This window comes from Thermosipho ferrireducens, from assembly GCF_017358165.1.
GTDB classification, from domain to species: Bacteria; Thermotogota; Thermotogae; order Thermotogales; family Fervidobacteriaceae; genus Thermosipho_B; species Thermosipho_B ferrireducens.
Genome location: NZ_CP071446.1, coordinates 1835472 through 1858206 on the forward strand (window position 1 = coordinate 1835472; position 22735 = coordinate 1858206).

Here is a 22735-nt window from a genome sequence, read left to right on the forward strand (position 1 = left end):
TTAAATGGCTTATGTAACTCTTGTTGAAGCAAAGAAGGTACTAAAGATAGGACTTCCTGGTATTATTGATATAACCATGTCAAAAGAACTTGAGGGCTCTTACAAAACAAACGTTAGTGATATAGATCTTAATAAAAATATCCTTTTTCTTTCCATTCCAACATTTAAAGGACGTTTTATTCCCATACCAAAAGGCATTCGAATGTCTATAAGAATTTTTGACAAAAGCTCTCTATACACGTTTGATACTGTCTCACTTGGTGTAATAAAACGTGATAACCTCTATATGATCCCTGTTCCGATTCCAGAAAAGCTTCGAAAAACTGAAAGGCGTCGTTTTGCAAGAATTCCACTATATATTTACGGATCATTTAAGCTATCGCCAGAAAAAGATGCAGAAAAAATCAGTTTCATGACAAAAGATTTTAGCGCAGGTGGAATGAAAATTACCACAAATTATGTCCTTCATATAAATGATATAATATATGTAAATCTTAAATTAGATGACGAACTGGAACTTGTTGATTGGAAATCTAAAGTTGTAAGAGTAGATCCCAAAGAGGAGGAAGGATTTTCGTACGGGGTACAGTTTCTTGACCTTCCAATGTACCTGGAAAGCAAACTTGTAAGGTTCGTATTTCAAAAAGAAGTAAAAATGAGAAAAGCTAAATAGAAATGGAGGTAAAAAAATGCTGGAAAAATTGACTGATGCTCAACTGGATGTGATAAAAGAAATTGGTAATATTGGAACAGGAAACGCGGCAACTGCTCTCTCTACCATGCTCAATAAAAAAGTGGAAATATCTGTGCCAGATGCAAAAGTGATTCCTATATCCAAAGTACCTTTTATATTTGAAAAACCTGAAGAAATCGTCTGTGCCATAAAAATGAAACTTCAAGAAGATGTTACTGGAGAAATATTACTCATATTAAGCGCAGATACCGTGCGAGAAATCGCTGCCACTTTCATGGGCGCAGGACCTGAAGATATCACTCAACTTGATGAAATGAGCCTTTCCATGATGAAAGAAGTTGGAAATATTATGTGCGGTTCATATGTGACTTCACTTGCAGGTTTTACCGGGTTTTACATCAATCCAGAACCACCTGAAATAAGTGTTGACATGATAAGCGCTGTAATAGCTGAAGTTTCACTTTCCATATCCCCAGATGAAGATTATATTTTACTTGTTGAAACTTCTATATTTATTGAGGGAAGTGAAAGGAGCCTTAAAGGATATTTACTTTTACTTCCCGATAAAAAATCCCTCAGAAAAATCCTGGAAAAATTAGGGATGTGAAATTTGTGACTCAGAAAAGAAAATTAGTTATAGGTATAGGTGAGTATGCTATTGCTTCAAATCCCACGATATTGGTTACACTTGGACTCGGATCGTGTGTTGGAGTATGCGTGCGAGATCCTGTTGCCAAAATAGGGGCAATGGTTCATGTGATGTTACCTGAAAGTGATGGAAAACAGGTTAAAAACCCTGGAAAATATGCAGACACAGGTATCAAAGCTGTTGTGGAAGGTTTACTGGAAAAAGGTGCATCTAAAACACATCTTGAAGCAAAAATTGCAGGTGGAGCTGCAATGTTTGCAAATTCCAGCATAGATGTTGGAAAAAGAAATATAGAAGCCGTAAAAAAATACCTGAAAATTTACGGGGTAAAGCTGGTAGCTGAGGATACAGGAGGAAATAAAGCAAGAAGTATTGAATATGATATAGAAACAGGAAAGTTAATGGTCAGGAAAGTCAAAACAGGGGAAAGTGTGGAGGTAAAAGAAATTTGATCAACAAAGAATCTGTGGTAAAAGAGTTTTTACCATATGTAAAAAAAATCGCTTTAGATTTAAAAAAGAACTTGCCTCACAACGTTGAAGTGGATGATTTAGTGCAAGAAGGACTTCTTGCATTACTACAGGCAGTAGAAAAATACGATCCGCGAAAAGGAGCAAAACTTCGTTCTTATATACTTACAAGAGTCAGAGGGGCAATGTATGATTATTTAAGAAGTATTGACTGGATGCCAAAAAATTTACGTCATAATATTAAACTCGTAGAAGAAGCGATACTCAGCCTCGAAAAAAAAGGAAAGGAAATATCATTTGAAAAATTAGCAGAAGAAACTGGGTTGACAAAGGAAAACGTTGTTAGAGCTTATAACGAAATGGTCAGAAAGCAATTTCTAAGACTCGATGAATATATTACAGAAGATTTAACCACAGTCGATACTATAGCCTCAGATGATAATCCGGAAGAAAATGCGTTTAAGGAGTTATTGAAAGAAAAGCTGAAAGAGGCGATAAAAAAATTAGACAAAAAAGAGCAAATGGTTTTAAGTTTACGATTTGAATATGAACTTTCACTCAAAGAAATAGGAAAAATTCTGGAAGTAACAGAGTCAAGAATATCACAAATAATTAGTTCTGCTATAGCAAAATTAAAAAAATTCTTAGGGGGAAGTTAGTATGGAACCTATAGATCTTCACCCCATCTATTTGAGATCAAGTGTGGAAAGATCTCAACAAATAAGCCAATTACAAAACTATAGTAATATTGCGGCAGAAATATCTGCGCAGCAAATTAATGAAAGAATTAAACGAGAGCAAGCATCTCCAACAATCATTCAAAAAACAGAGCAAAATATAACAAGAAGTGCTACAGATGGAAAAAGCAAAGGTGAATACTTTCAGTATTCACAAAGTGGTAAAAAGAAAAAAAATAAAAATATTATTAATCAGGAGTCCTCTCATATTCTGGATGTGAGACTATGATTGGCTATCTTTCTGTAAAAAAGTTAGACAACAGGTATATTGGAGGGCTTCTTATAGTTAATGAACGTGGAATACCTGTAGAATTCAAATACACAGATCCAATAATTCCTACTGGCCTTCAAAAAATTATTTACGGTTCTTCACTCGAGGAGTATTTAAGTAGTGAAATAATAGGAAAAGGATTACTTTCAAAAATTGAAAATCAACCGGAATTTGTTCTTGTAGATGACCAAAGATTGATTATAGACAAAAAAACTTTTCTTTTAAACGAAGTCCCAGGTAGCAGGGTTCAGGAAACAGAGAATTTGCTGAAAATAAACAACAGATTTTTTAGAGTTTCTGGGTTAGAAAATCCAGCTTCTATAGTTGAAAAAATCAAAGAACTTACAGAAAAAATGGATGTACTTGAACCATTCGACAGACTCGAAAAGGCGTTGAATTTTGTATGCGAATCGCAAGAAACATAATAGATACATTAAAAATGGAATTAGGACTTATAAACATAAAGCAGACTAATCTGATTAAAAAGCCGGATATATTTAATATCCAGGTTGATTATTCTGTAAGCCTTTTTAAAATCTCTCTCTCCTGTCCGAAAGTACTGGATTCTTCTTTAAAAAACAGCGTCACCATCCATGAAAATTTTCAGATAACAGGTTCGAATATCCGTATAAAAAGCGGAATATTTCAAAATGAATCTTTCATCCTAAATGATAGCAGTTTAAAAATTCAAGAAAGTGATTTAAAAAGTCTTCCAAAAATAGAAGAGGAAGTAACAATTTTCTCAAAAAAGATTAATTTAAACCCAGGATTAAAGGAACGCAAAATAAAATTTCAAACCAGGATTTTGAGTAATAGTGCATTGCCCCCATTATTAATTATAGTGTTTCATCCCGAAAAATTTGTCGACAGAAGCAAGGTCATAAAAGCTACACAAAAAATTCTTAACTCAGCAGGCTCAAGAAATATAAAATTTCTGGGCTTTTATAAAAATATACCTGTAGGGTTTTCGAAAAGAATAATTTATTCCAATGGTAAACTAATAGTTTTTTTAAACAACAAAGGCTTAGATATTTTCAAAGACGTATTCGCTTTCAAAGTGAATGGAAAATTTCACGTGGAGGTTCTTTGATGATATATTCAAATGCCTTTATAAACAGAGTCAAAGAACTTCAGATTAAACGCTCAGTGATATATGAAATTTTAAAAAATATCAGTTTGTTCAACAAAAACTATGCTAAAGTTCTTCAACGAAATATGGAGGGACCAATTACTCAAAAAATATTGAAAGTAGACCCAACAATGTTTTCCTTTTATGTCCACAATCTATTGTATGGTAAAGGAAAAGTGTTAGATAGATTATTGGAATTTAATTCTATTGGAATTACAATAAACGAAGCTGCCGAAATATTATTCTGGGCAAACCCAAAAAAATATCCTTTTCCAAAGCCTGCTTATAAAAGTTTCTATAAATTTCTAAAAGAGGAACAAAAGAGACTCATTAAAGAAAATCTTTCAGACTTTTTGGAACTATACGCTTACGACACCTGCTCAAAACATGAGGATTCTTTATTAAAAAGTATCAAAGAAGAAGTTAAAAGACTTAGTATATATGAAGATCTCTCCGATGTAGAATGGCTAAGAGAACTTATCACTTATCTGGATCCTATTTCAAAAGAAGAAATTAGAAAACTAACTGTGCATCCTTACATAAAAAGGGCATTGTTTTCTAAACCAAAAGGCCCCGCTGTGCTGGACGGAAGCAATATAATATTCTGGTCATTTCCCCCAAATGAAGCAAATATAGAACTGGTTATTGAAAAACTCGGAACTATTCGGGATTTTTATTTTCCATTTTACATTGTATTCGACAAGAATATTAAATACAAATTTAATTCAAAATATTTCAGGCATCCAAACACATATTTTCATTCTCCTGCTGATGAATTGATACTATCTCTGGCAAAAGAAAAAAAAGGAGTAATTATTTCAAAAGATAAATTTAAAGAATGGAATAGCAATATCAAAAGATTAGAATTTAAAGTTTAAACCATTCAAATATCAACTCATTATGTTTGTACGGCACTGACAAAATCAGTTTCTGATACATAATTTAAAACTTCTATTTTGTTTTTAATCGTCAAAATGTTTCTATATTACTAATAAAAAGATGCATAAGATTTGCTATTATCAATAAAAAATTACGCAGCATGTCATCGAAAACATCATACCCGTGTTTTTCAAAAATATATATTTTATTATCGATAGGAACAGCATAATAGCTTCTCGGTGCATCGAGATTGTCATAATGGACATTTATATAAAAATCCTTAAAAAACTTTCGAACATCTTCAAAATATACAGGTTCCTTTTTGTCAAATACAAAACTCTCCAACGTCAGTTCCTTAAAAACTTTTTCAATTACAATGGTTTTGGGAGATTTTAAAAACATGTATTTTATTCCACCTGTGATTTTCTCTGCCACTCCAAAGGTATCAACATATTTTGATAACACACCATACATTTTTTCTCCAAATTTTTCGTAGTTCAAATTCCCTTTAAATGCATACAATTGACATAAACTATTTGCGATTTTCGCTACAATCTCGAGTGTCTTCAGGTAATTTTCTGTTATATATTCATCAACTATTATTAGAACAGAATTATCAACAGGTTCTACATTAACAAGGTATGTCCTTCCTTTATAATTTTCAATAAACCGGAAGTGTCGCTCAAGAACTATAGCTTCTCTAAATTTATTTATCAATTTTGGCAAAAATTGTTCAAATTGCTTAAATGCTGCATTCTCGAAAACAACTTCCCCTTCAAAATTAACAATACCCACTGCAAGTTTAGCTTTAGAAAAAAAGCTATCTAAATCCACTTTATTTTCTTTCGAGCCTTCGAACATATATATCTGGCTCCTCTCCTTCTTTATAAACTGAAAAAAATACGTATTTTCCATCAGTTTCAGGATAAAACACATCATACGGAATATCAGGGGTAAGGCAAGTTACACTTCCTGTACTTAAGTCTTTCATCCAGATTCTATATATTCCATCGCGGTTCGAAGTAAATACAAGGTAGGAACCATCTGGCGTAACAACCGGATCGTGTTCATTAAAAAAAGTATCTTCAACAACTGTGTTAGTTCCATCTACTAACTTATAAATCCCAAAATTTGCTCCGTGAAGTGCTGTATAATAAATCTCACCATTATGTACAAAGGGTGTAAAAGACATTTCACCATAGGTTTTTAAAGGTTTTACAAAATTACCTTTCAGTGATTTCATTAACATTTCATTTTTTGTTTTTGTATCCTGAGAATATAAAACAGTATTTTCATCATACCAGGTGGGACCGTACGCTGGCTTATTACCTGAAGAAACTAATCTTATCTTTTTATAATAGTCAGGTGAAAATGGCATAGTATAAATATTCCAGAAACCATGAAGAGACCCCTGAAAAAGTATAGTGCTACCATCTGGAGAAAGTTTTGGAAAATATTCACTACTTCCAAACACCGCTAAAATATTAATAGTAGTATCTGAAAAATTCATATAAGCTATATTTCTATTACCAGCAAGGCGATCAGTTATGAAAAAAAACAATCCTTTTTCTGGAGAATAGTCTCCATATTCATCAACCCCAGGATGATAAGTAAGTCTTAAATATTTTCCAAAATCTCCCGTTTTAAACCTGTACAATGCTATTTTTTCAAGAGGATAATAAATTATTTCTTTCAAAAAAGTAGAATATTTCTTAAACCCCCCTGGAGAATATTGTGATGTAACTTTATAATTACCATCTATGTAAGTTGCTTTATATATATTGTTGGTAGCATCATAACCTAAATAAAGTTCCACGTACACATTACTTGTTGCTTCTGTGGCACTTTGCAAAAACAATATTTGTCCATATTCTAAATACTCATCAAGCATCTTCTTTGCATCGTTAAAAACATGTTCCGTAGCTGTACTGTAATGCGTAATCACACCCACCGTATATGTTGATTCTGGTAAAATGTTTTCACTAAAAACTATAACTGACATTAATAACAACAATAAAAACATCATATATTTCATTCGTCTTCACCTCTCAAATTTTTGATTATCCTCTCCAATTCAAAAATTTCATCGATTTTCATATCATCAAGTTTTTTACAAAACAACTCGTTCATAATCTTTCCAATAATTGGTCCAGCCTTTATTCCATACTTTTTCATCACATATTCTCCAGAAACTTTTTCAAGTTTCGTTTCATAAACCTTTTTCAAATACTCGTAAAAATATTCCTGATCATCACATTCTAAGTACGCTGATATGTAACAGGCTGTTTCCGGTGAAGGCTTCCCTAATACTTTGTATATATCAGAAAACAACATTTTATCGTGAATCATTTCCTTTACAGGTATAACTATTTTTTCAGAAAACTTAGTTTCCTCAACAAACTTTTTAGGAATTCCATAACGCCTGGCTACCTCTTTCAAAGAATTCTCATCATAAAATTCTAATAATACCCTGAGAACGCAATAGAACTTATTATAATTTTTATATATATCACCAAGTTTTTGAAAAAAGTTATACATATTTACAAGCTTTTTATCCATAACACCTGTATAATACGTCTTAGGAAAAATGTGCTTCAATATATTCAATTCAGCTAATCTTCTAATAGCTTTGAGCGAGCTTTGTTCCTCCAGAATCTTTTCTATTTCCTGCCTTATCCTTGAGCCAGTAACTTTCTCTAAATAACCTCCTTCCAAAGTCTCTGTAAGAATTTCCTGTGTAGTTTCTTCTATATGAAATCCAAATCTTTGCTCAAATCGAACGGCTCTTATTATACGAGTCGGATCTTCCACAAAGCTCAACCTATGTAAAACACGTATAATTCCCTCTTTTAAATCCTTACGCGATTGGAAGAAATCAAAAAGTATTCCAAAAGCAAGCGGATTCAGCTTTATTGCCATAGCATTTATAGTAAAATCTCTGCGGTAAAGATCCTTCTTTATTGTGCTTATATCTACCATGGGAAGTTTTGCAGGTTTTTCATAATATTCTGTTCTTGCCGTAGCAATATCTATTCTAAAACCATCTTTAAAAAATAACGATGCAGTAAGAAATTTTTCATAAGGAACCATTTTAGCACCTATTTGTTTTGCTGCATATTCCGCAAATTTTAACCCATCACCTTCAACAACTATATCTACATCAAGATTCTCTATACCTAAAAGTAAATCTCTTACAAAGCCTCCAACCACATAAACAGGCATATTAACATCATCACCATATTCTCCTAATAATCGCAACAAATTCAAAAGCCTTCTTGGTAACCTTCTGATAAGAATATCCTTCACGTCTTCAAAATTCAACACGTTTTTTACGAGCTGCTTTTGAACCTGAGAAGAATCAAACGCCTTCAGAAGATCAGAACGTGTTATTACTCCTGAAAGAATGTTGTCTTTATTAAGTACCGGAATCCTGCCAATATCATGCTCAATCATCACATCTCTTATCTTCAATATAGGCTCATCTTCGTTAACGGTAACTAATTTGGTATTCATTATAGATTTTACCGGACGTTCTCCAAATCCGTGATTCAACGCTTTATCAACCGCTTTTCTTGTAACTATTCCTATTAATCTATTACCTTCTACAACTGGTAAACCCCCATGTCCGGTAATTTGCATTATTTCATGCGCTTTTCTTATAGTTTCGTATGCAAAAATCGTTCTTACCGGAGAAGACATAATATCTTTTGCTTTGAGTGAAACATTTATACATTCAGGAAGTTTCTCAAGAACTTTATAAATTACTTCTTCAACAGAAACGTTTGTTAATGTTGCTGAAGCAGCCTTATTATGACCGTTGCCACCAAAAAAATTCATCAATTTCTTTAAGTCAACGTCTGGACTCTTGGTACGTCCAACTACAAAAACTTTTTTCCCCATTCGCGTAACAACTATCAAAGTTTCGTATTCCCCAAAAGCCCATATTTTACTCGTTATTATATTAAGACCACCTATAAACTTTTCTATCTCAGTGCTTGCCACAGCCACGTCATATCCCTTAATTGTATGAACTTTGATATTATTTATCAACGTTTCAAATAACACTTTTTGCTCGGTATTTAAATCAAGCTTTACAAACTGCGCTATTTCTTCCAAACGCGCACCATTCTCAAGTAAAAACTGAGCTGCCATTAGATCCCGCGGAGTAGTCGTTGAATATAAAAAATTTCCTGTATCTTCATAAATTGCAGTTGCAAATAACGTAGCCTCTTCTGAAGTTAATCTAATTCCTGAATCTTTCAACATCAAAACAAGTAAAGTTGTTACTGCCCCAACATTTTCATGAATTATATCCGAAAACATATCACTTTTTTTTATATCAGGGTGATGATCAATAACCTTAATACTTGCATCAGCTGCAAAATCAGCTATCTTTTTTCCTACCCGATCAAGCGAAGCGTTATCCACTATAACAAGTTCTGTTATATTATTTTTTATTTCATTATCTCTTATGTATTCAAACTCATACAAATGCAAAAATTCTTCCAGATTTTGTTGAAACCTTCCAGAGACAACCACAACATATTCCGGGTGAAGTTTCCTGTAAGCTACTGCCGCTGCAAATCCATCAAAATCTGGTGAAACATGTGTTGTGACAACTTTCAACTTATCACTTCCCGTTTTTTTAGCTTATTTATTGTACCAGTTGTTATTTCAATATCACCATTAAAAGATAACAATGCGTAAAATAACTCGGCTTTCCTTTGAAAAATTCGCCCCTTAATTCTTTCCACTACAGGTCTCCATGAACCACAGTTTACATAAAATTTTGTATCTTCTTTTGTATTAATAATCTTAAAATTATTATGATGTATATGGCCCATTATAACACCATTGACCTTCTCTATTCTGGTAGAATCTTCGTACCCAACAAGATATTTGTTTGGATCCAATTTTCCCAGCAAAATCTTTTTTGCCTTTTTGAATAAATAATCAGTTTTCTTAAATTTTCTGACATTCATAACAGATCTTACAAGTAACTCTCCCAATTTTATTCCACCAATTTTATTTAAAAACAAATACGAAAAGTTACTCCAGAATGGATAATTTTTTCGCATCCATTTTTTAGCCTCAACTGTTCTCATCATCTCTATAAAAAGAAGAAACCCACATTTCCAATAAATCAATTCCTAAATTATACGTTTCCATAACAACTTCAAACCAGTAAAAAAGGTCAAGTGTTGGCCTTACATTATCATAATCCTTTATTATTTCCTTTGGAACAAAATTTCTCACTTTGTTATCAAAATGATTCATCATATAACGAACAATGAAATCTCCTAATGGTGGGATTAATTCTCCTGTTTTCCGATCAATTGTAAAGCGATTGATGGGATCAAATTGATTTCCATGAACTACCAGTATCTTTGAAGAGGCGTCATAAAAGTATGGCTTTATTTCCAAATTTGGTATCATTTCACAAAGTTTTTCGCACAACTTTTCATTTTTAAGGAAATAGTAATCATGATTACCAACAATATAATTTATTTTGTGGCTCTTTCCAAATCTTCTAAGCGCTTTAAAAACCTTAGGATGTTTTTTTTCTATATCTATAAGGACTTCTTTTTCAATGTTATTAACCAAATCTTTAAAAGGGATAAGACCATTGTCCAGCACCATTCGAGTCTCAAGAATTTCCAAACCATCGCCCACTATACAAAGTTCTATATCACTCAATTCAGAAAAATCATTTATAATTTTTTCAAACAAATCATCGTATTCAAAATCATCCTTAGCACTCCCATCACCTATATGCATATCGCTGATGAACAATATCTTTTTCATAAAAGTCCACCTTCTTGTCCATTTTATAGCTTGAAAAGTCTATCGGGTTTTACAAAATACAGATCTACACCTTCTTCTTTTAATCTGTTTCTATAAGGTTCAAGAAGTTTCTCTATACTTCTTCCATACCTGCTGGATATATGATATAAAATTAAGGTTTTTATATTTGAACCTTCTATCAATGAAACTATATCCTCTATAGAAGCGTGATTTTTATATTTGCGATCCCTTTTATCAAGAAAAGTACATTCATGAAAAACTATCTCAGAATCTTTTACCTCTTCACGGCTAAGCAAAAAAGTATCTCCTGATATTGTAAACACCTTCTTTTCATAACTTCTTGTAATATATTCACTTCCATATTTTTTTGCAAGAACTGCTATTTCTTCTTGAGAGAGATTTCTGAACTCTTCTTTCAACTTTCTTCGAACCTCTATTATGTGATAACCAAAACTTATTTCGCTTTGAGTATGGGTAACAAAAAAGGGCCGAATATACTTTTCTATTCTTTTTTTTCCGCGCAAAATTATCTTATCATCTGGAGTTATGGGAAAAAAATTCAGCTTAAAACGCAAATCGGAATTTACTCTTTTGATAAATTTTATATAATCTTCTATCCCTTTATTATTTTTTGGGTAATAAACATTCAATTCCTTTGCTCTATCTCCCATTGCGTTGTTCCGTGTATTTATAAGTGCCCATAATCCCGAAATATGATCTACGTGTCCGTGGGTTAAAAAAATATTTTTTATTGCGTAAACTTTGTTATTTAACATCGTAGCTACACATTCTCCTGAATCAAAAAGTGTTCTATCCGGGGAATAATAAACCCAGGTTGTATAAAGAGCCTTAGAGTATGATAATATGTTCAACTTTTTCCCTCCTGCAAAATTTCTACTTTAATTTTTCCAGAAACTCCACCTGGTAGCTTAACATCAATATCATAAAGCCCTAACATTTTTATTGGTTTGTCCAATATAATCCACTTTTTATCAATAGCTTTATCAAGAACATCCGAAATAGTTCTTGCAATATCCGAACTTGTAAGCGCTCCAAACAGTTTTCCAGAATCCCCTGCCTTAACTTTTATTTTGTATAAATGTTTTTTCATTTCACTTAAAAGTGCCTCATTTTCCTGGCGTATTCTCCTTTCTTTTTCAAGCTGAGCAGCCTTTTGTTTTTCAAGACGTTTTAAAACATCTGGTGTAGCTTCTACAGCTAGACCTTTTGGAATAAGAAAGTTTCTCGCATACCCATCTGATACTTTCTTCACTTCTCCTTTTTTTCCCATTTTTGGAACATCTTTTAAAAAAACCACTTTCATTTAAAGCACCTCCTATTCAACTAATATATATCTGTCTTTTCCCGAGTAATCTTTTAAAACAGTTATATTTTGTTTTCTAAAATATTCCCCCTGATCATCTCCTATTTCCATTAATACTATTTTACCAGAAGTATCATACAACTTAAAGAATTCCTTGTAAAAGTAAAGGCCATCTTCCCCCCCAAAAAGAGCTTCTGGAGGCTCAAAAGTAACATCCTCAGGTAATATAGCTCCCTGCCTCACATAAGGAGGATTCGATATAATCAGCTCTATATTTTTATATTCACTGCGAAATGGCTCCAGAAATCTCCCCTTTCGTAAATCAATCCTGCTTTCTACACCAAAATTTGAAGCATTCAAACGAGTCACTTTTATAGCTTTCTCTGAAACATCTGTTCCTAAAGCACGAACGTTTGTCTCACATAAAATGCTAACAGAGACTGCCCCACTTCCAACGCCAATTTCAGCTATCGTACCGATTTTTCTTCTCTTTATAATATCTATTGCAAGTTCTACAAGTCCTTCTGTTTCAAACCGGGGAATAAAAACACCTTCTTCCACATAAAATTCCCCTTTAAAAAAATGTTTTTTCTTTATAATATAATGTAAAGGATAACCAGAAAGTCTTTTTTTTACAAATAAAAAAAACTTTTCATTACATTCTTCCTCTAAATGGGATAAAAGGTATTCTTTTGAATTTCCTGACAAATATGAAAGAAGAATAAGGGCTTCCGTTTCTGGAAGCCCCATTCTTTTCGATATTTTAATAGCTTCTCCAATTTTCATATACCAAGTTGCCCCCTCACCTCAGGATCCACCATATCTGGAGTCCACGGTGGATCAAATGTTAGTTCTATTTTCACATCTTTAACTTCTTCTAACTCTCTTACTTTCGTTTCTGCATCCTGTAAAATCATCCCGGCCAGAGGACACATAGGAGTTGTCATTGTCATAAGAACGTATACGTTATTATTGTCATCCACCTCAACCTTATACACCAATCCAAGGGAAACTATATCCAGTCCTATCTCAAAATCAATAACCTGCTTTAGTTTATTCCACACTTGTTCTTTCAAACTCTCAGCCATTTTTAATGCGCCTCCTTATTATCCAGCTGGATCACTAATTTTGCAATACTATCTGCTATCTCATTTGCTTTCGTTTCATCTTTACCTTCAACCATCACCCTGACAACAGGTTCTGTACCAGAAGGTCTGACAATTACTCTATAATCACTGCCCTCATATTTCTTAATTTCCTCAAATATTTCCTGTCTTCTTGCAACTTCTTTATTATTAACCTTTACGTTTAACATTACTTGCGGATAATCTGGTATTTCATCTGCAAGTTCTTCAAGGGTTCTCTCAGATTTAGAAACTATCCTCAATATTTCAAGAGTTGTTATAAGACCATCACCTGTAGTAGAACGATCCAGGAATATAATATGCCCACTTCTTTCCCCGCCAAGCATAATTTCATTGCTCAACATTTCCTGCAAAACGTATCTATCTCCAACCTTTGTACGAATAGTTTTTATTCCCAACTTTTTTAAATACTTTTCCACTCCTATATTTGAAAGTATAGTAAGAACCACTGCGTGATTTTTCAACCTTTTTTCATGATACATGGATTTTGCTGCTATTCCTATTATTTTATCCCCATGGACTTCTTTGCCAGATTCATCTAAAATAATGCATCTATCGCCGTCTCCATCATACAAAATCCCTATCCATCCATCTCTCATCTTTTTTCTTGCATATTCAGGATGAGTAGATCCACAACTGTCATTTATATTAAAACCATCTGGTTTGTTGTTAATTATCTCAACCTTTGCTCCAAAACTTTCCAGTATTTCAGGATTAATTTCGAAAGTTGCACCATTAGCTACGTCGACGAGCAGCTTAAAACCAGATAAATCCAGATCATTATACATTTTTCTTACATAATCATAATACTCATCCACCGCAAGTTTGTAATCAATAACTCTACCTATCTTTCTATAATCAACTAACAGGGTTTTCTCCATTTCTTCCTCTATACGCTTCTCAACATCGTCAGGCAACTTAAATCCTCTCAAAATAACTTTCAAACCATTATACTCTGGAGGATTATGAGAAGCGGAAATCATGATACCACATGAATCTTCCAGTTTCGTAATCATAGCCAGAGCAGGTGTCGGCATTATACCACACCTGTAAACATCAACTCCCGCAGATGTTAACCCTGAAATAAGGGCTGCTTCAAGTAAATCACCTGAATTTCTTGTGTCTTTTCCTATAAAAACTCTCCTATCAACTATCTTTCCCAACGCATTGCCTAAACGAAATGCTATTTCAGGAGTAAGTGATTCATTCACTATTCCTCTGATTCCATCAGTTCCAAACAGCGCCACTTCAATGCCTCCTTCGCCTTATAAAACATTATATTTGCTCAACACAAGCTCCCTTATCGTCATTAGTTTCTGAAAGCCTAACTCTACTCTTGGACCAGAAATATCGTATATTATTTTTACCTGAAATCTTTATCATTTCCATCAAAAATTAATTTCTACAGTCACCTTATAGCCATGAGTGTACAATTCAAAATTTATCGGTAACTCTAACGACGTTGTTAATTCATTAAAAGCATAATGAGCATCGAAACGCATCTTTAAAGAACCAAACTTTGCTACAACATATCCTGAAACTTGTTGAGACATCTCTCCATTAGACAACACATATTCAGGTGTCCAGAAAACCCCAAAGGAAAAATTTTGAAAGGCTAATTTCGCACCAGCTTTAATCTGAACATATTGCTGTCTGATAAGAACAGCCTCTCCGTACAAATTAAAAGTATCAACTCCTGCAGAAATACTAACTCCCGCATTTGTAGTGAAAAAATCCTTTGGTGTCTGCGAGTAAAGGAAAAAGTCATCAACAAAAACTCCTACATTCAGATATCTACCTACATGACTAATTACTCCGATACTGAAACTCACAGAGTAAGTTGAAGTTGAGTCTGTAACAAAATTGTTTATTTTTGTATTAATCCCCCAATCAATACTTTCTCCCTGTCCGGAGATTTGATAACCAAGCACATTTAAACGAAGACTTGTTTCACTCGCTGTTGATAAATATAGTTTTCCAGACATACCATTTTCATTATCTAAATAATATAAATCAAACGCCATTAACCAATCTTTCCCAAAGTAGTTCAGGAACCCTATCCCAAATGCTTTGCCACTTACATAAAAATCAGCAGGATTTCCTACAGGTACCACTGAAAAAGATATTCCAGATATAACCACCAACACAGCCAATAAAAACTTTTTAATCATAGTAAGTTAAAACCTCCTTTCGGAGTTCAGAAAATGTGTTGTTCTCTATCGCGTCTCTTATTTTAGCACTCAGTTCCATCATAAAATGAAGATTGTGAATCGTTAAAAGTATCTGCCCAAGAATTTCTTTTCTATCAAAAAGATGCCTGATATAAGACCTTGTAAAACTACTACATGTATAACATTGACAATTGTAATCAATGGGTTCTCTGCTAAATTTATACTTTGCAGCTCTTATATTAATCTTACCTTTCCATGTAAGTGCCTGACCATGTCTGGCAACTCTCGTAGGCAATACACTATCAAATATATCTATACCATTTGCAACAAGATCAACAATTATCTTCGGAGAACCTGCTCCCATAAAATATCTGGGTTTATTCTCAGGTAATAACGGCGCAGTAAACTCTGTCATTGCCATTGTAATATCATATTCCTCACCTACACTCAATCCACCTATTGCAAATCCATCAAAATCCATTGCTGTAATTTCAAAAGCACTTCTTTCCCTCAAATCGTAAAAAAAAGCTCCCTGAACTATTCCAAAAATCGCCTGGTCTGAAAATTCTCTGAGCTTTTTCAAACTTCTTTTTGCCCATTTAGTCGTCAATTCCAGAGCTCTTTCTGCTTCTTCATGACTCACTCCGGGTTCAGCACAGTAATCAAATGCCATAACAATATCGGAACCTATTGTATATTGAATCTCCATAGATAATTCTGGAGTTATAAAATGCTTTGAACCATCCAGCGGTGAACGTATAACAACTCCATCTTCCGTTACTTTTCTTCCTTTTCTCAAACTAAAAACCTGAAACCCCCCACTATCTGTTAAAATAGGTTTATCCCATCCTATAAAGTTATGCACTCCCGAATGATGTCTTATAATGTCTAACCCGGGTTTTAAATACACATGGAATGCATTTGAAAGTATTATTTGTGCCTTTATTTCATTCAACAAACGCGGAGTCATTAACTTTACATTAGCATTTGTTCCAACTGGCATAAAAGTAGGGGTTTCCACAACCCCATGTGGCAAAAATATCCTTCCACGTCTCGCTTTTCCATCTTTTTTTAAAAGCTCAAATTTCAAACCCATTCGCAGCAATCAGCTCCTTAATATTATTATAAATCCCTTCTATTTCTCCTTTTAACTCTTTAAGCTCTTCCTCATAATGCTTTACAAAAGCAGAATCCTTAATCGACTTTAAATTTATAAGCACATTGTACATTGCTATTTTAAAAGCAGCTAAGGAAAGTTCAGCTGCAGAAAAGGCATCTGAGATAGCATTTTTGTTTCCCCATTTACACGTTATTTCCGTGTACTTCATTACATTTCGAGATTCTCTTGCAAGCTCAAAAGGTACATCTGCAGCTTCTTTCAAGGCATGTTCCAGTTTTTCCTTTCTCTCTGGATTATCTTTTGGAATTTTAAATGCTTCCATAACTTTGTTAAAAGCTCTGATATCTCTATCGGCTATATCTTGTAAACGCCTTCTGGAGAGCTCCATATTTTCAAGTACTTCTTCCATAATTTCTTCGTATTCTTCATACTTCTTTTTCCCTATAGTTAAATTTGCAACCATTTGATTCAAAGAAGCTGCCAATGAGGCAACTATAGCTCCAACTGCTCCACCACCAGGCACTGGAGATTTTTCAGCTACTTTATCACAAAATTCTTTTAAAGTCATATTTTTTAATTCCATATTTCCTTCCCCCTTCAGCTTTCAAAATTATAATGTTTTTTTACTGGAGCCTTAACTTTCCATTTACAACGTAGTCCCTTTGGAAACTTTACCAGATCCCCTTTGCCTATTTTATAAATTTTCCCATCAACCGTTTCAACTTCAACTTCTCCTTCAATAAAATAACAAATTTCAGTTTCATCATAATACCAATCAAATTCAGACACTTCTTTTGTCCAGATTGGCCATTGTTCAACACCTAATTTTTTTAATTCCTCCTGGGTTGGTTTTTTCACAATAACTTCCATTTTCCCACCTCCCAACAACTAATTATATCATGATTTTTTCCCCATTCTTTCTATAAGAAAAAAACTCAAAACTCCTATAAAAAGTACCAAAATTCCCACTGCTAAATTCCCTTTTCCATGGGAGGGTGGAAAGATGAGATACAACGAAGCAAATACAAGTCCCAGAATAAAACTCTCTACCACAGCTCTATAATGAGAAAAAGCCCATTTTAAAACCAAAGTAGTAAAAAATACTCCAAGTATCACACCTGCTCCCACTTGAAACAAAATAAAAACCTGAAAATCGCTAACTGCGTTTATAACACTTTCGTATATTCCTATCACAAGTAACATTAAAGAACCACTTAAACCGGGAACAATCATCGCGCTTCCTCCAACAACTCCCCCTAAGAAATATATAAATCCATCACCAACACTTCTTTGCGGAAGAAAATGAGGAAAAATCACCAGAACCACCCCAAGAATAAACGGTACTAACTTAAAGCTTTCTGCATTTTTGAACAGATAAAAAAAAGAAGCCAGAATAAGTCCAAAAAAGAAAGCGTACATATAGAAAGGATACATTTTGAGAGTCAAATCAAATAATTTAGCTCCACCAAATATTGAAACTACAATGCCTATACCTATCCATAATAAAATTATGCCATCTTTTTTTTGTAACTTGAATATCGATGAAATGGCTTTAACAAGGTCCTCATACACCCCTGTAATTACTGCCATAGTTCCACCACTTACACCTGGTATTAAATTCGCCAACCCCATAAGAAAACCTGTGATAAAGTATTTAAGCAAACATCTCACCTCTTTCAAATCAATTTTCAACCAATTTAAAAAAGGAGCCAGTAGGCTCCCTTTAAGATAACTTATATTCCTTTTTCAATTTTTCCAGAAGTTCGTATATTTTTTGTATATTGGCCTCAACAACAAATTTTTCACCTGTTCTAACTTTTATTTCTACTTTATTATTTTTTAACATCTTTCCTATTGTCACTCTAAATGGAAATCCAATCAAATCTGCGTCCTTAAACTTTACACCTGGAGATACTGCCCTATCATCCAGTACAACTTCATCCGACTTTTCCTTCAAAAAATTATAAACATTTTCACCAAACTTTAACTCCTTTTCTTTTCCGACCACAGTAATTATTATTTCATAAGGTGCTATTGAAAGTGGCCAAACCATTCCGTTATCGTCATGGTATTGCTCTACAACGGCTCCTAAGGTACGTGATATTCCCCACCCGTAGCATCCCATTATAAATGGTTTTAACTCACCATTTTTATCCATATACTTTACATTCATCGATTCCGAGTATTTAGTACCAAGCTTAAAAATATGGCCAAGTTCTATACCCTTCTCTCCTTTCAATGGCTTGCCACAGCTCGGACAGGGATCTCCTGGTTCAACAACCACAAGATCCGCCCACTCTTCAACCTCAAAATCTCTACCATAATTTACGTTTATATAGTGATAATCTTTTTTCATTCCTCCCACCACAAAATTTTTCATGTATTTTACCTGATAATCGGCTATAACTCTCACATTTCTCACTCCAACTGGACCAAGAAAGCCTATGGGAACCCCAAAATTTTGAATAACTTCATCCGGTGTTGCCATTTCAAGTGATTGGTCGTTTATATAACTCTTGAGTTTTTCAAAATTTAATTCTTTGTCTCCAGGAACCAGAGCCATAACATAACCATCTCTACCTCTAAAAACCAGAGATTTAACTATTTTAGAACTCTTTACCCCTATAAAATCTGCAACCTGTTCCACAGTTCGAACATCCGGCGTAAACAACAACTCTAATTCTTTTTCATTCTCTTCATAAATTCTATACTTTCCTTTATATGGAACTCTCTCATCACTCCCTGCATATCCACAATCACAATATAGAATAGTACTTTCTCCTGCGTTAGCAAACGCAACAAATTCATGAGATTCATTACCACCTATTGCTCCCGCAGCTGCTTCTACAATAGTAAATTTTAAATCGATACGCTTCATTATACGCTCATACGCTTCCCTCATCTTTAAATACATTTCATCAAGAGATTCCCACGAATCATGAAAGCTATACGCATCTTTCATTATAAATTCCCGGGCTCTTAAAACACCAAAACGTGGTCTAATTTCATCTCTATATTTATTTGCTATTTGATAAAAAGTCATTGGAAGCTGCTTATATGAAGTTAATTCGTTATTTACAACACTGGTTAAAAGTTCTTCATGCGTGGGACCAAGTGTAAAATCTCTATCATGTCTATCTTTAAACTTCATCATTTCAGGTCCATAATCATCCCATCTTCCAGTCATTTTCCACAGCTCCGCAGGCTGTATTATAGGCATCAAAATCTCCTGAGCGCCTATTCTGTTCATTTCTTCACGCACAATATTTTCAATTTTCAACAAAACTCTCCTTCCAAGTGGTAAATATGTGTAAATTCCAGCTGCAACTTTTCTTATAAACCCACCTCTTTGCAAAAGTGCCTGACTCGGTATCTCCGCATCGGAAGGATTTTCTCTTAATGTCGGAGCATACAATTGTGAAAATCTCATTTATTCACCCCCGTCAATTTTTTCCCACTTTGTACCATCTGCCGTATCAAAAAGTTGTATCCCCAGTTCTTTTAACCCATCTCTTATTAAATCTGCGGCTATATAATTTTTTTCTTTTCTAAATTTATTTCTAATCTCTATTATTTTTTCTAATACTTTTTCACCTGCAGTATCTTTTCGTTCTTCATAGTATGAACCTTCCTCAAATATTCCTAAAATACTTCCAAATACCCTCGTAATCAAATGGTACGCTTTAAGCGCCTTATCTTCATCTCCTCCATCCATTGCCCTGTTTAACTCCTTTGCCGTCTCAAAAAGAATCGCTATAGCCTTTGGTGTATTAAAATCATCTTCCAGGGCTTCTATAAATTCTGCTTCCTTCTCGTTTAACCAGGCATCTCTCTTTGGAACCAAAGGATAAGAATACTTCTCTTCGTATCTTTTCAAAGTTTTCAGCACTCTTGAAGCTGCTCTTTTATTATCTTCAAGAATCTCAGGGGAAAATTCTATGGGAGTTCTATAATGTTTGGAAAGCAGGAAAAGTTTAACCGCATCTTTTCCATACCTTCTTACTGCTTCACGAACCATAAATACGTTTCCCAGCGATTTACTCATTTTATCCCCACGTATTATAATCATTGCATTGTGCATCCATTGCAGGGCAAACGGCTTTCCTGTTAAAGCCTCACTCTGGGCCTTTTCATCCTCGTGATGAGGAAAAATTAAATCTTCACCTCCTGCGTGTATATCAAAAGTGTCGCCCAGCAATTCCTGAGACATTACAGAACACTCAATATGCCATCCAGGTCTACCACACCCCCACGGGCTTTCCCAATTTGGTTCTGAGGGTTTAGCAGATTTCCACAAAACGAAATCCAGAGGATCTTTCTTCAAAGAATTTACTTCTATTCGTGCACCTGCCAACAAATCATCTATATTTTTTCCTGAAAGTGACCCATATTTTTCAAATTTTCTCACACTAAAGTATACATCTCCATTTTCAACAACGTATGCTATTTCCTTTGCTATAAGTTTTTCCACCATTTCTATTATTTCTTTTACAAAATCCGTTGTTCTCGGATGAAAATTTGCAGCTCTTATTCCAAGAGCGTGGGCATCCTTCCAGTACTCCATAATAAATGTATCGGCAACATCTTTGAAACTTACTCCCCACTCATTAGCTTCTCTTATTATTTTGTCATCTATATCAGTAAAATTTTGCACCATTATTACTCGATATCCTTTATATTCAAGAAAACGCCTGAACGCATCAAAAGTTACAGCCGGCCTGGCGTTTCCGATATGAATATAGTTATAAACAGTCGGTCCACAAACATACATTTTAACTACTCCAGGTTCCATTGTACGCAATTTTTCCTTTTTTCCCGTTTCAGTGTTTGTTATATAAACTGCCATGCTCTCACCTACCTGGACTTTATAACTATATGTACCTCTTAAGTCTCCGAATGATTTTATCCTTTCCTAAAAGATACACAATATCTATCAATTCCGGACCTTCTTCTCTACCTGTTAAAGCCTTCCTGAGCGCCATGTAAAATTCTTTGCCTTTTACTTTAGAACCTTTCAACACCTTTTTAAAAATAGAATATATAACCTTTTCATCCCAGTCCGAAGTTTCTTCCAGCTCTGAAACAAGTTTCCCAAACACTACTCTGATATCAGAAGATACATTTCTTTCCAGAGAAGGTTCTTCAAAGAAAAACTCAACCATTTTAGGAAGTTCGGAAAGTTCCTCTACTCTGTCTTTTACAGATTTTATCAATCTGATAAACCATTCTTTATTTTGTTTTATCTCTTCAAAAGAGGCGTATTTTTCCAAAAAAGGTATTGCTTTTTCTAACGCTTTATCATCGTCGAGTTTCCTGAAATGTTCTGCGTTCATCCATCTTAATTTTGTTGGATCAAATATCGCTGGATTTTTCCCAAGTCTATCAAGTGAAAAAGCTTCTATCATTTCTTCAATACTCATTATTTCCTTTCCTTCAGGATGAGACCATCCAAGAAGTACCAAAAAGTTTACCACAGCTTCCGGTAAATATCCCTTTTCCTTGAATTCTTCTACTGAAGTTGCACCATGCCTTTTACTCAGCTTTTTCGCATCAGGCCCTAAAATCATAGAAACATGTCCAAATTTCGGTGGAGTCCACCCAAATGCTTCATACAAAGCCAGTTGTTTAACAGTATTGGACAAGTGATCATCACCTCTTATTACATGGGATATTTCCATTAAATGATCATCAACAACACACGCAAAATTATATATGGGAATTCCATTGCTCCGAATAATAGCAAAATCTCCAACTGTTCCTTCTTTAAATATTACTTCTCCTTTTACTATATCATTCAAAACATATTCTTTTCTTGGCATTGAAAAATAAATCGCTGGTTTTAACCCTTTTTCCTCATATTCTCTTATCCTTTCAGCAGTGGTATAAATTTCCAGCATCTCACGAGTATAATGTGGTGGCTTACCACCTGCTAAAAGTTTTTCACGTAAAGCTTCAATCTCTTCAGGATATGCATAAACTTTGTATGCTTTACCCTCATTCAAAAGCTTTTCCGCCATTTGTTCGTAAATTTGAAGCCTTTCACTTTGTCTATACGGACCGTAATTTCCGCCTACATCAGGTCCCTCATCCCAGTCCAGCCCAAGCCACTTCAAAGCTTTTATCAATCCATCTTCAAACTGCTTTTCAGAACGTTCTATATCAGTGTCCTCTATTCTCAAAATAAAGGAACCATTCATCTTTCTTGCATAAAGATAATTAAAAAGCGCAGTACGAGCTCCTCCAACATGTAAATACCCTGTAGGACTTGGCGCAAACCTCAGACGAATCATAGATACACCTCCTGAATTTTAACTAAACTAATTATATCATAAGAGATAAAG

At 34.1% G+C, this 22735-nt stretch carries 26 protein-coding genes; 8 read left to right on the top strand and 18 right to left on the bottom strand.

The features are described from left to right. Positions 1-4: 4 nt before the first annotated feature. Genes JYK00_RS08980 through JYK00_RS09015 form a run of 8 tightly spaced genes read left to right on the top strand, consistent with a single transcriptional unit; the run spans position 5 to position 4828 of the window. On the top strand, positions 5-673 hold the full coding sequence (locus tag JYK00_RS08980) for a flagellar brake protein (protein WP_207566562.1): 669 nt from the start codon (positions 5-7) through the stop codon (positions 671-673). A 16-nt stretch (positions 674-689) separates the two neighbouring features. Next, positions 690-1301 carry a CheY-P phosphatase CheC gene (gene cheC / locus JYK00_RS08985; protein ID WP_207566563.1) on the top strand — a complete coding sequence of 204 codons (612 nt, stop codon included), beginning with the start codon at positions 690-692 and terminating at the stop codon, positions 1299-1301. 5 nt (positions 1302-1306) lie between these two features. Then, entirely contained in the window at positions 1307-1795 is a 489-nt protein-coding gene (cheD, locus tag JYK00_RS08990) for a chemoreceptor glutamine deamidase/glutamate methylesterase CheD (RefSeq protein WP_207566564.1), read from the top strand. Continuing rightward, positions 1792-2472 carry a sigma-70 family RNA polymerase sigma factor gene (locus JYK00_RS08995; RefSeq protein WP_207566565.1) on the top strand — a complete coding sequence of 227 codons (681 nt, stop codon included), beginning with the start codon at positions 1792-1794 and terminating at the stop codon, positions 2470-2472. The genes cheD and JYK00_RS08995 overlap by 4 nt, the downstream gene beginning before the upstream one ends. Before the next feature lies 1 nt (position 2473). Further along, positions 2474-2779 (top strand): hypothetical protein, encoded by a 306-nt coding sequence (locus JYK00_RS09000; RefSeq protein ID WP_207566566.1) that lies wholly within the window; start codon positions 2474-2476, stop codon positions 2777-2779. Beyond that, positions 2776-3246 carry a hypothetical protein gene (locus JYK00_RS09005; protein ID WP_207566567.1) on the top strand — a complete coding sequence of 157 codons (471 nt, stop codon included), beginning with the start codon at positions 2776-2778 and terminating at the stop codon, positions 3244-3246. The genes JYK00_RS09000 and JYK00_RS09005 overlap by 4 nt, the downstream gene beginning before the upstream one ends. Continuing rightward, entirely contained in the window at positions 3225-3911 is a 687-nt protein-coding gene (locus JYK00_RS09010; RefSeq protein WP_207566568.1) for a hypothetical protein, read from the top strand. Before JYK00_RS09005 ends, JYK00_RS09010 begins: the two co-directional genes overlap by 22 nt. Then, on the top strand, positions 3911-4828 hold the full coding sequence (locus JYK00_RS09015) for a hypothetical protein (protein WP_207566569.1): 918 nt from the start codon (positions 3911-3913) through the stop codon (positions 4826-4828). The genes JYK00_RS09010 and JYK00_RS09015 overlap by 1 nt, the downstream gene beginning before the upstream one ends. Before the next feature lie 91 nt (positions 4829-4919). On the opposite strand, the gene JYK00_RS09020 is transcribed toward JYK00_RS09015, so the two are convergent. The 18 genes from JYK00_RS09020 to gltX form a co-directional block, all read right to left on the bottom strand. Beyond that, positions 4920-5690 (bottom strand): hypothetical protein, encoded by a 771-nt coding sequence (locus JYK00_RS09020; protein ID WP_207566570.1) that lies wholly within the window; start codon positions 5688-5690, stop codon positions 4920-4922. Continuing rightward, positions 5665-6864 carry a TolB family protein gene (locus JYK00_RS09025; protein ID WP_207566571.1) on the bottom strand — a complete coding sequence of 400 codons (1200 nt, stop codon included), beginning with the start codon at positions 6862-6864 and terminating at the stop codon, positions 5665-5667. Before JYK00_RS09025 ends, JYK00_RS09020 begins: the two co-directional genes overlap by 26 nt. After that, entirely contained in the window at positions 6861-9455 is a 2595-nt protein-coding gene (locus tag JYK00_RS09030; RefSeq protein ID WP_207566572.1) for a CBS domain-containing protein, read from the bottom strand. Before JYK00_RS09030 ends, JYK00_RS09025 begins: the two co-directional genes overlap by 4 nt. After that, entirely contained in the window at positions 9452-9907 is a 456-nt protein-coding gene (locus JYK00_RS09875) for a hypothetical protein (RefSeq protein WP_323128246.1), read from the bottom strand. Before JYK00_RS09875 ends, JYK00_RS09030 begins: the two co-directional genes overlap by 4 nt. Before the next feature lie 13 nt (positions 9908-9920). Further along, positions 9921-10634 carry a metallophosphoesterase gene (locus JYK00_RS09880; protein WP_323128247.1) on the bottom strand — a complete coding sequence of 238 codons (714 nt, stop codon included), beginning with the start codon at positions 10632-10634 and terminating at the stop codon, positions 9921-9923. A gap of 23 nt (positions 10635-10657) precedes the next feature. Further along, positions 10658-11506, bottom strand: a complete 849-nt coding sequence (locus JYK00_RS09040) for an MBL fold metallo-hydrolase (protein WP_207566573.1) — start codon at positions 11504-11506, stop codon at positions 10658-10660. Next, positions 11503-11958 (bottom strand): 50S ribosomal protein L9, encoded by a 456-nt coding sequence (rplI, locus tag JYK00_RS09045; protein ID WP_207566574.1) that lies wholly within the window; start codon positions 11956-11958, stop codon positions 11503-11505. Before rplI ends, JYK00_RS09040 begins: the two co-directional genes overlap by 4 nt. 12 nt (positions 11959-11970) lie before the next feature. Further along, the gene (locus JYK00_RS09050; RefSeq protein WP_207566575.1) at positions 11971-12744 is read right to left on the bottom strand and encodes a HemK/PrmC family methyltransferase; all 774 of its coding nucleotides are present in this window, start codon (positions 12742-12744) and stop codon (positions 11971-11973) included. Beyond that, entirely contained in the window at positions 12741-13046 is a 306-nt protein-coding gene (locus JYK00_RS09055) for a metal-sulfur cluster assembly factor (protein WP_207566576.1), read from the bottom strand. The genes JYK00_RS09050 and JYK00_RS09055 overlap by 4 nt, the downstream gene beginning before the upstream one ends. 2 nt (positions 13047-13048) lie before the next feature. Continuing rightward, on the bottom strand, positions 13049-14350 hold the full coding sequence (glmM, locus tag JYK00_RS09060) for a phosphoglucosamine mutase (RefSeq protein ID WP_207566577.1): 1302 nt from the start codon (positions 14348-14350) through the stop codon (positions 13049-13051). A gap of 141 nt (positions 14351-14491) precedes the next feature. Continuing rightward, positions 14492-15274, bottom strand: coding sequence for a hypothetical protein (locus JYK00_RS09065; protein ID WP_207566578.1), 783 nt, complete (start codon positions 15272-15274; stop codon positions 14492-14494). After that, positions 15267-16370, bottom strand: coding sequence for a tRNA guanosine(34) transglycosylase Tgt (tgt, locus tag JYK00_RS09070; protein WP_207566579.1), 1104 nt, complete (start codon positions 16368-16370; stop codon positions 15267-15269). The genes JYK00_RS09065 and tgt overlap by 8 nt, the downstream gene beginning before the upstream one ends. Next, positions 16354-16977, bottom strand: a complete 624-nt coding sequence (locus tag JYK00_RS09075; protein WP_207566580.1) for a cyclodeaminase/cyclohydrolase family protein — start codon at positions 16975-16977, stop codon at positions 16354-16356. Before JYK00_RS09075 ends, tgt begins: the two co-directional genes overlap by 17 nt. Before the next feature lie 14 nt (positions 16978-16991). Further along, positions 16992-17264, bottom strand: coding sequence for a cupin domain-containing protein (locus tag JYK00_RS09080; protein ID WP_207566581.1), 273 nt, complete (start codon positions 17262-17264; stop codon positions 16992-16994). Between the two features lie 27 nt (positions 17265-17291). Then, positions 17292-18056, bottom strand: a complete 765-nt coding sequence (locus JYK00_RS09085; RefSeq protein WP_228288159.1) for a DUF368 domain-containing protein — start codon at positions 18054-18056, stop codon at positions 17292-17294. 61 nt (positions 18057-18117) lie between these two features. Then, positions 18118-19824, bottom strand: a complete 1707-nt coding sequence (locus JYK00_RS09090) for a proline--tRNA ligase (RefSeq protein WP_207566582.1) — start codon at positions 19822-19824, stop codon at positions 18118-18120. Then, complete coding sequence (cysS, locus tag JYK00_RS09095; protein WP_207566583.1) at positions 19825-21240, bottom strand: cysteine--tRNA ligase; 1416 nt, start codon at positions 21238-21240, stop codon at positions 19825-19827. Between the two features lie 25 nt (positions 21241-21265). Then, positions 21266-22684: a glutamate--tRNA ligase gene (gltX, locus tag JYK00_RS09100; protein ID WP_207566584.1), complete on the bottom strand. Its 1419-nt coding sequence runs from the start codon at positions 22682-22684 to the stop codon at positions 21266-21268. Positions 22685-22735 lie beyond the last annotated feature (51 nt).

What these genes read in the sequence shown, in the direction of transcription:
- JYK00_RS09005 (WP_207566567.1), top strand. Translation starts at nt 2,776, where the DNA reads ATGATTGGCTATCTTTCTGTAAAAAAGTTAGACAACAGGTATATTGGA.
- JYK00_RS09090 (WP_207566582.1), bottom strand. Translation starts at nt 19,824, where the DNA reads ATGAGATTTTCACAATTGTATGCTCCGACATTAAGAGAAAATCCTTCC.
- JYK00_RS09025 (WP_207566571.1), bottom strand. Translation starts at nt 6,864, where the DNA reads ATGAAATATATGATGTTTTTATTGTTGTTATTAATGTCAGTTATAGTT.
- tgt (WP_207566579.1), bottom strand. Translation starts at nt 16,370, where the DNA reads ATGGGTTTGAAATTTGAGCTTTTAAAAAAAGATGGAAAAGCGAGACGT.
- JYK00_RS09010 (WP_207566568.1), top strand. Translation starts at nt 3,225, where the DNA reads ATGCGAATCGCAAGAAACATAATAGATACATTAAAAATGGAATTAGGA.
- JYK00_RS09875 (WP_323128246.1), bottom strand. Translation starts at nt 9,907, where the DNA reads ATGCGAAAAAATTATCCATTCTGGAGTAACTTTTCGTATTTGTTTTTA.
- JYK00_RS09080 (WP_207566581.1), bottom strand. Translation starts at nt 17,264, where the DNA reads ATGGAAGTTATTGTGAAAAAACCAACCCAGGAGGAATTAAAAAAATTA.
- JYK00_RS08980 (WP_207566562.1), top strand. Translation starts at nt 5, where the DNA reads ATGGCTTATGTAACTCTTGTTGAAGCAAAGAAGGTACTAAAGATAGGA.
- JYK00_RS09000 (WP_207566566.1), top strand. Translation starts at nt 2,474, where the DNA reads ATGGAACCTATAGATCTTCACCCCATCTATTTGAGATCAAGTGTGGAA.
- JYK00_RS09880 (WP_323128247.1), bottom strand. Translation starts at nt 10,634, where the DNA reads ATGAAAAAGATATTGTTCATCAGCGATATGCATATAGGTGATGGGAGT.
- gltX (WP_207566584.1), bottom strand. Translation starts at nt 22,684, where the DNA reads ATGATTCGTCTGAGGTTTGCGCCAAGTCCTACAGGGTATTTACATGTT.
- JYK00_RS09020 (WP_207566570.1), bottom strand. Translation starts at nt 5,690, where the DNA reads ATGTTCGAAGGCTCGAAAGAAAATAAAGTGGATTTAGATAGCTTTTTT.
- rplI (WP_207566574.1), bottom strand. Translation starts at nt 11,958, where the DNA reads ATGAAAGTGGTTTTTTTAAAAGATGTTCCAAAAATGGGAAAAAAAGGA.
- JYK00_RS09055 (WP_207566576.1), bottom strand. Translation starts at nt 13,046, where the DNA reads ATGGCTGAGAGTTTGAAAGAACAAGTGTGGAATAAACTAAAGCAGGTT.
- cysS (WP_207566583.1), bottom strand. Translation starts at nt 21,240, where the DNA reads ATGGCAGTTTATATAACAAACACTGAAACGGGAAAAAAGGAAAAATTG.
- JYK00_RS09065 (WP_207566578.1), bottom strand. Translation starts at nt 15,274, where the DNA reads ATGATTAAAAAGTTTTTATTGGCTGTGTTGGTGGTTATATCTGGAATA.
- JYK00_RS09075 (WP_207566580.1), bottom strand. Translation starts at nt 16,977, where the DNA reads ATGGAATTAAAAAATATGACTTTAAAAGAATTTTGTGATAAAGTAGCT.
- JYK00_RS09050 (WP_207566575.1), bottom strand. Translation starts at nt 12,744, where the DNA reads ATGAAAATTGGAGAAGCTATTAAAATATCGAAAAGAATGGGGCTTCCA.
- cheC (WP_207566563.1), top strand. Translation starts at nt 690, where the DNA reads ATGCTGGAAAAATTGACTGATGCTCAACTGGATGTGATAAAAGAAATT.
- JYK00_RS09015 (WP_207566569.1), top strand. Translation starts at nt 3,911, where the DNA reads ATGATATATTCAAATGCCTTTATAAACAGAGTCAAAGAACTTCAGATT.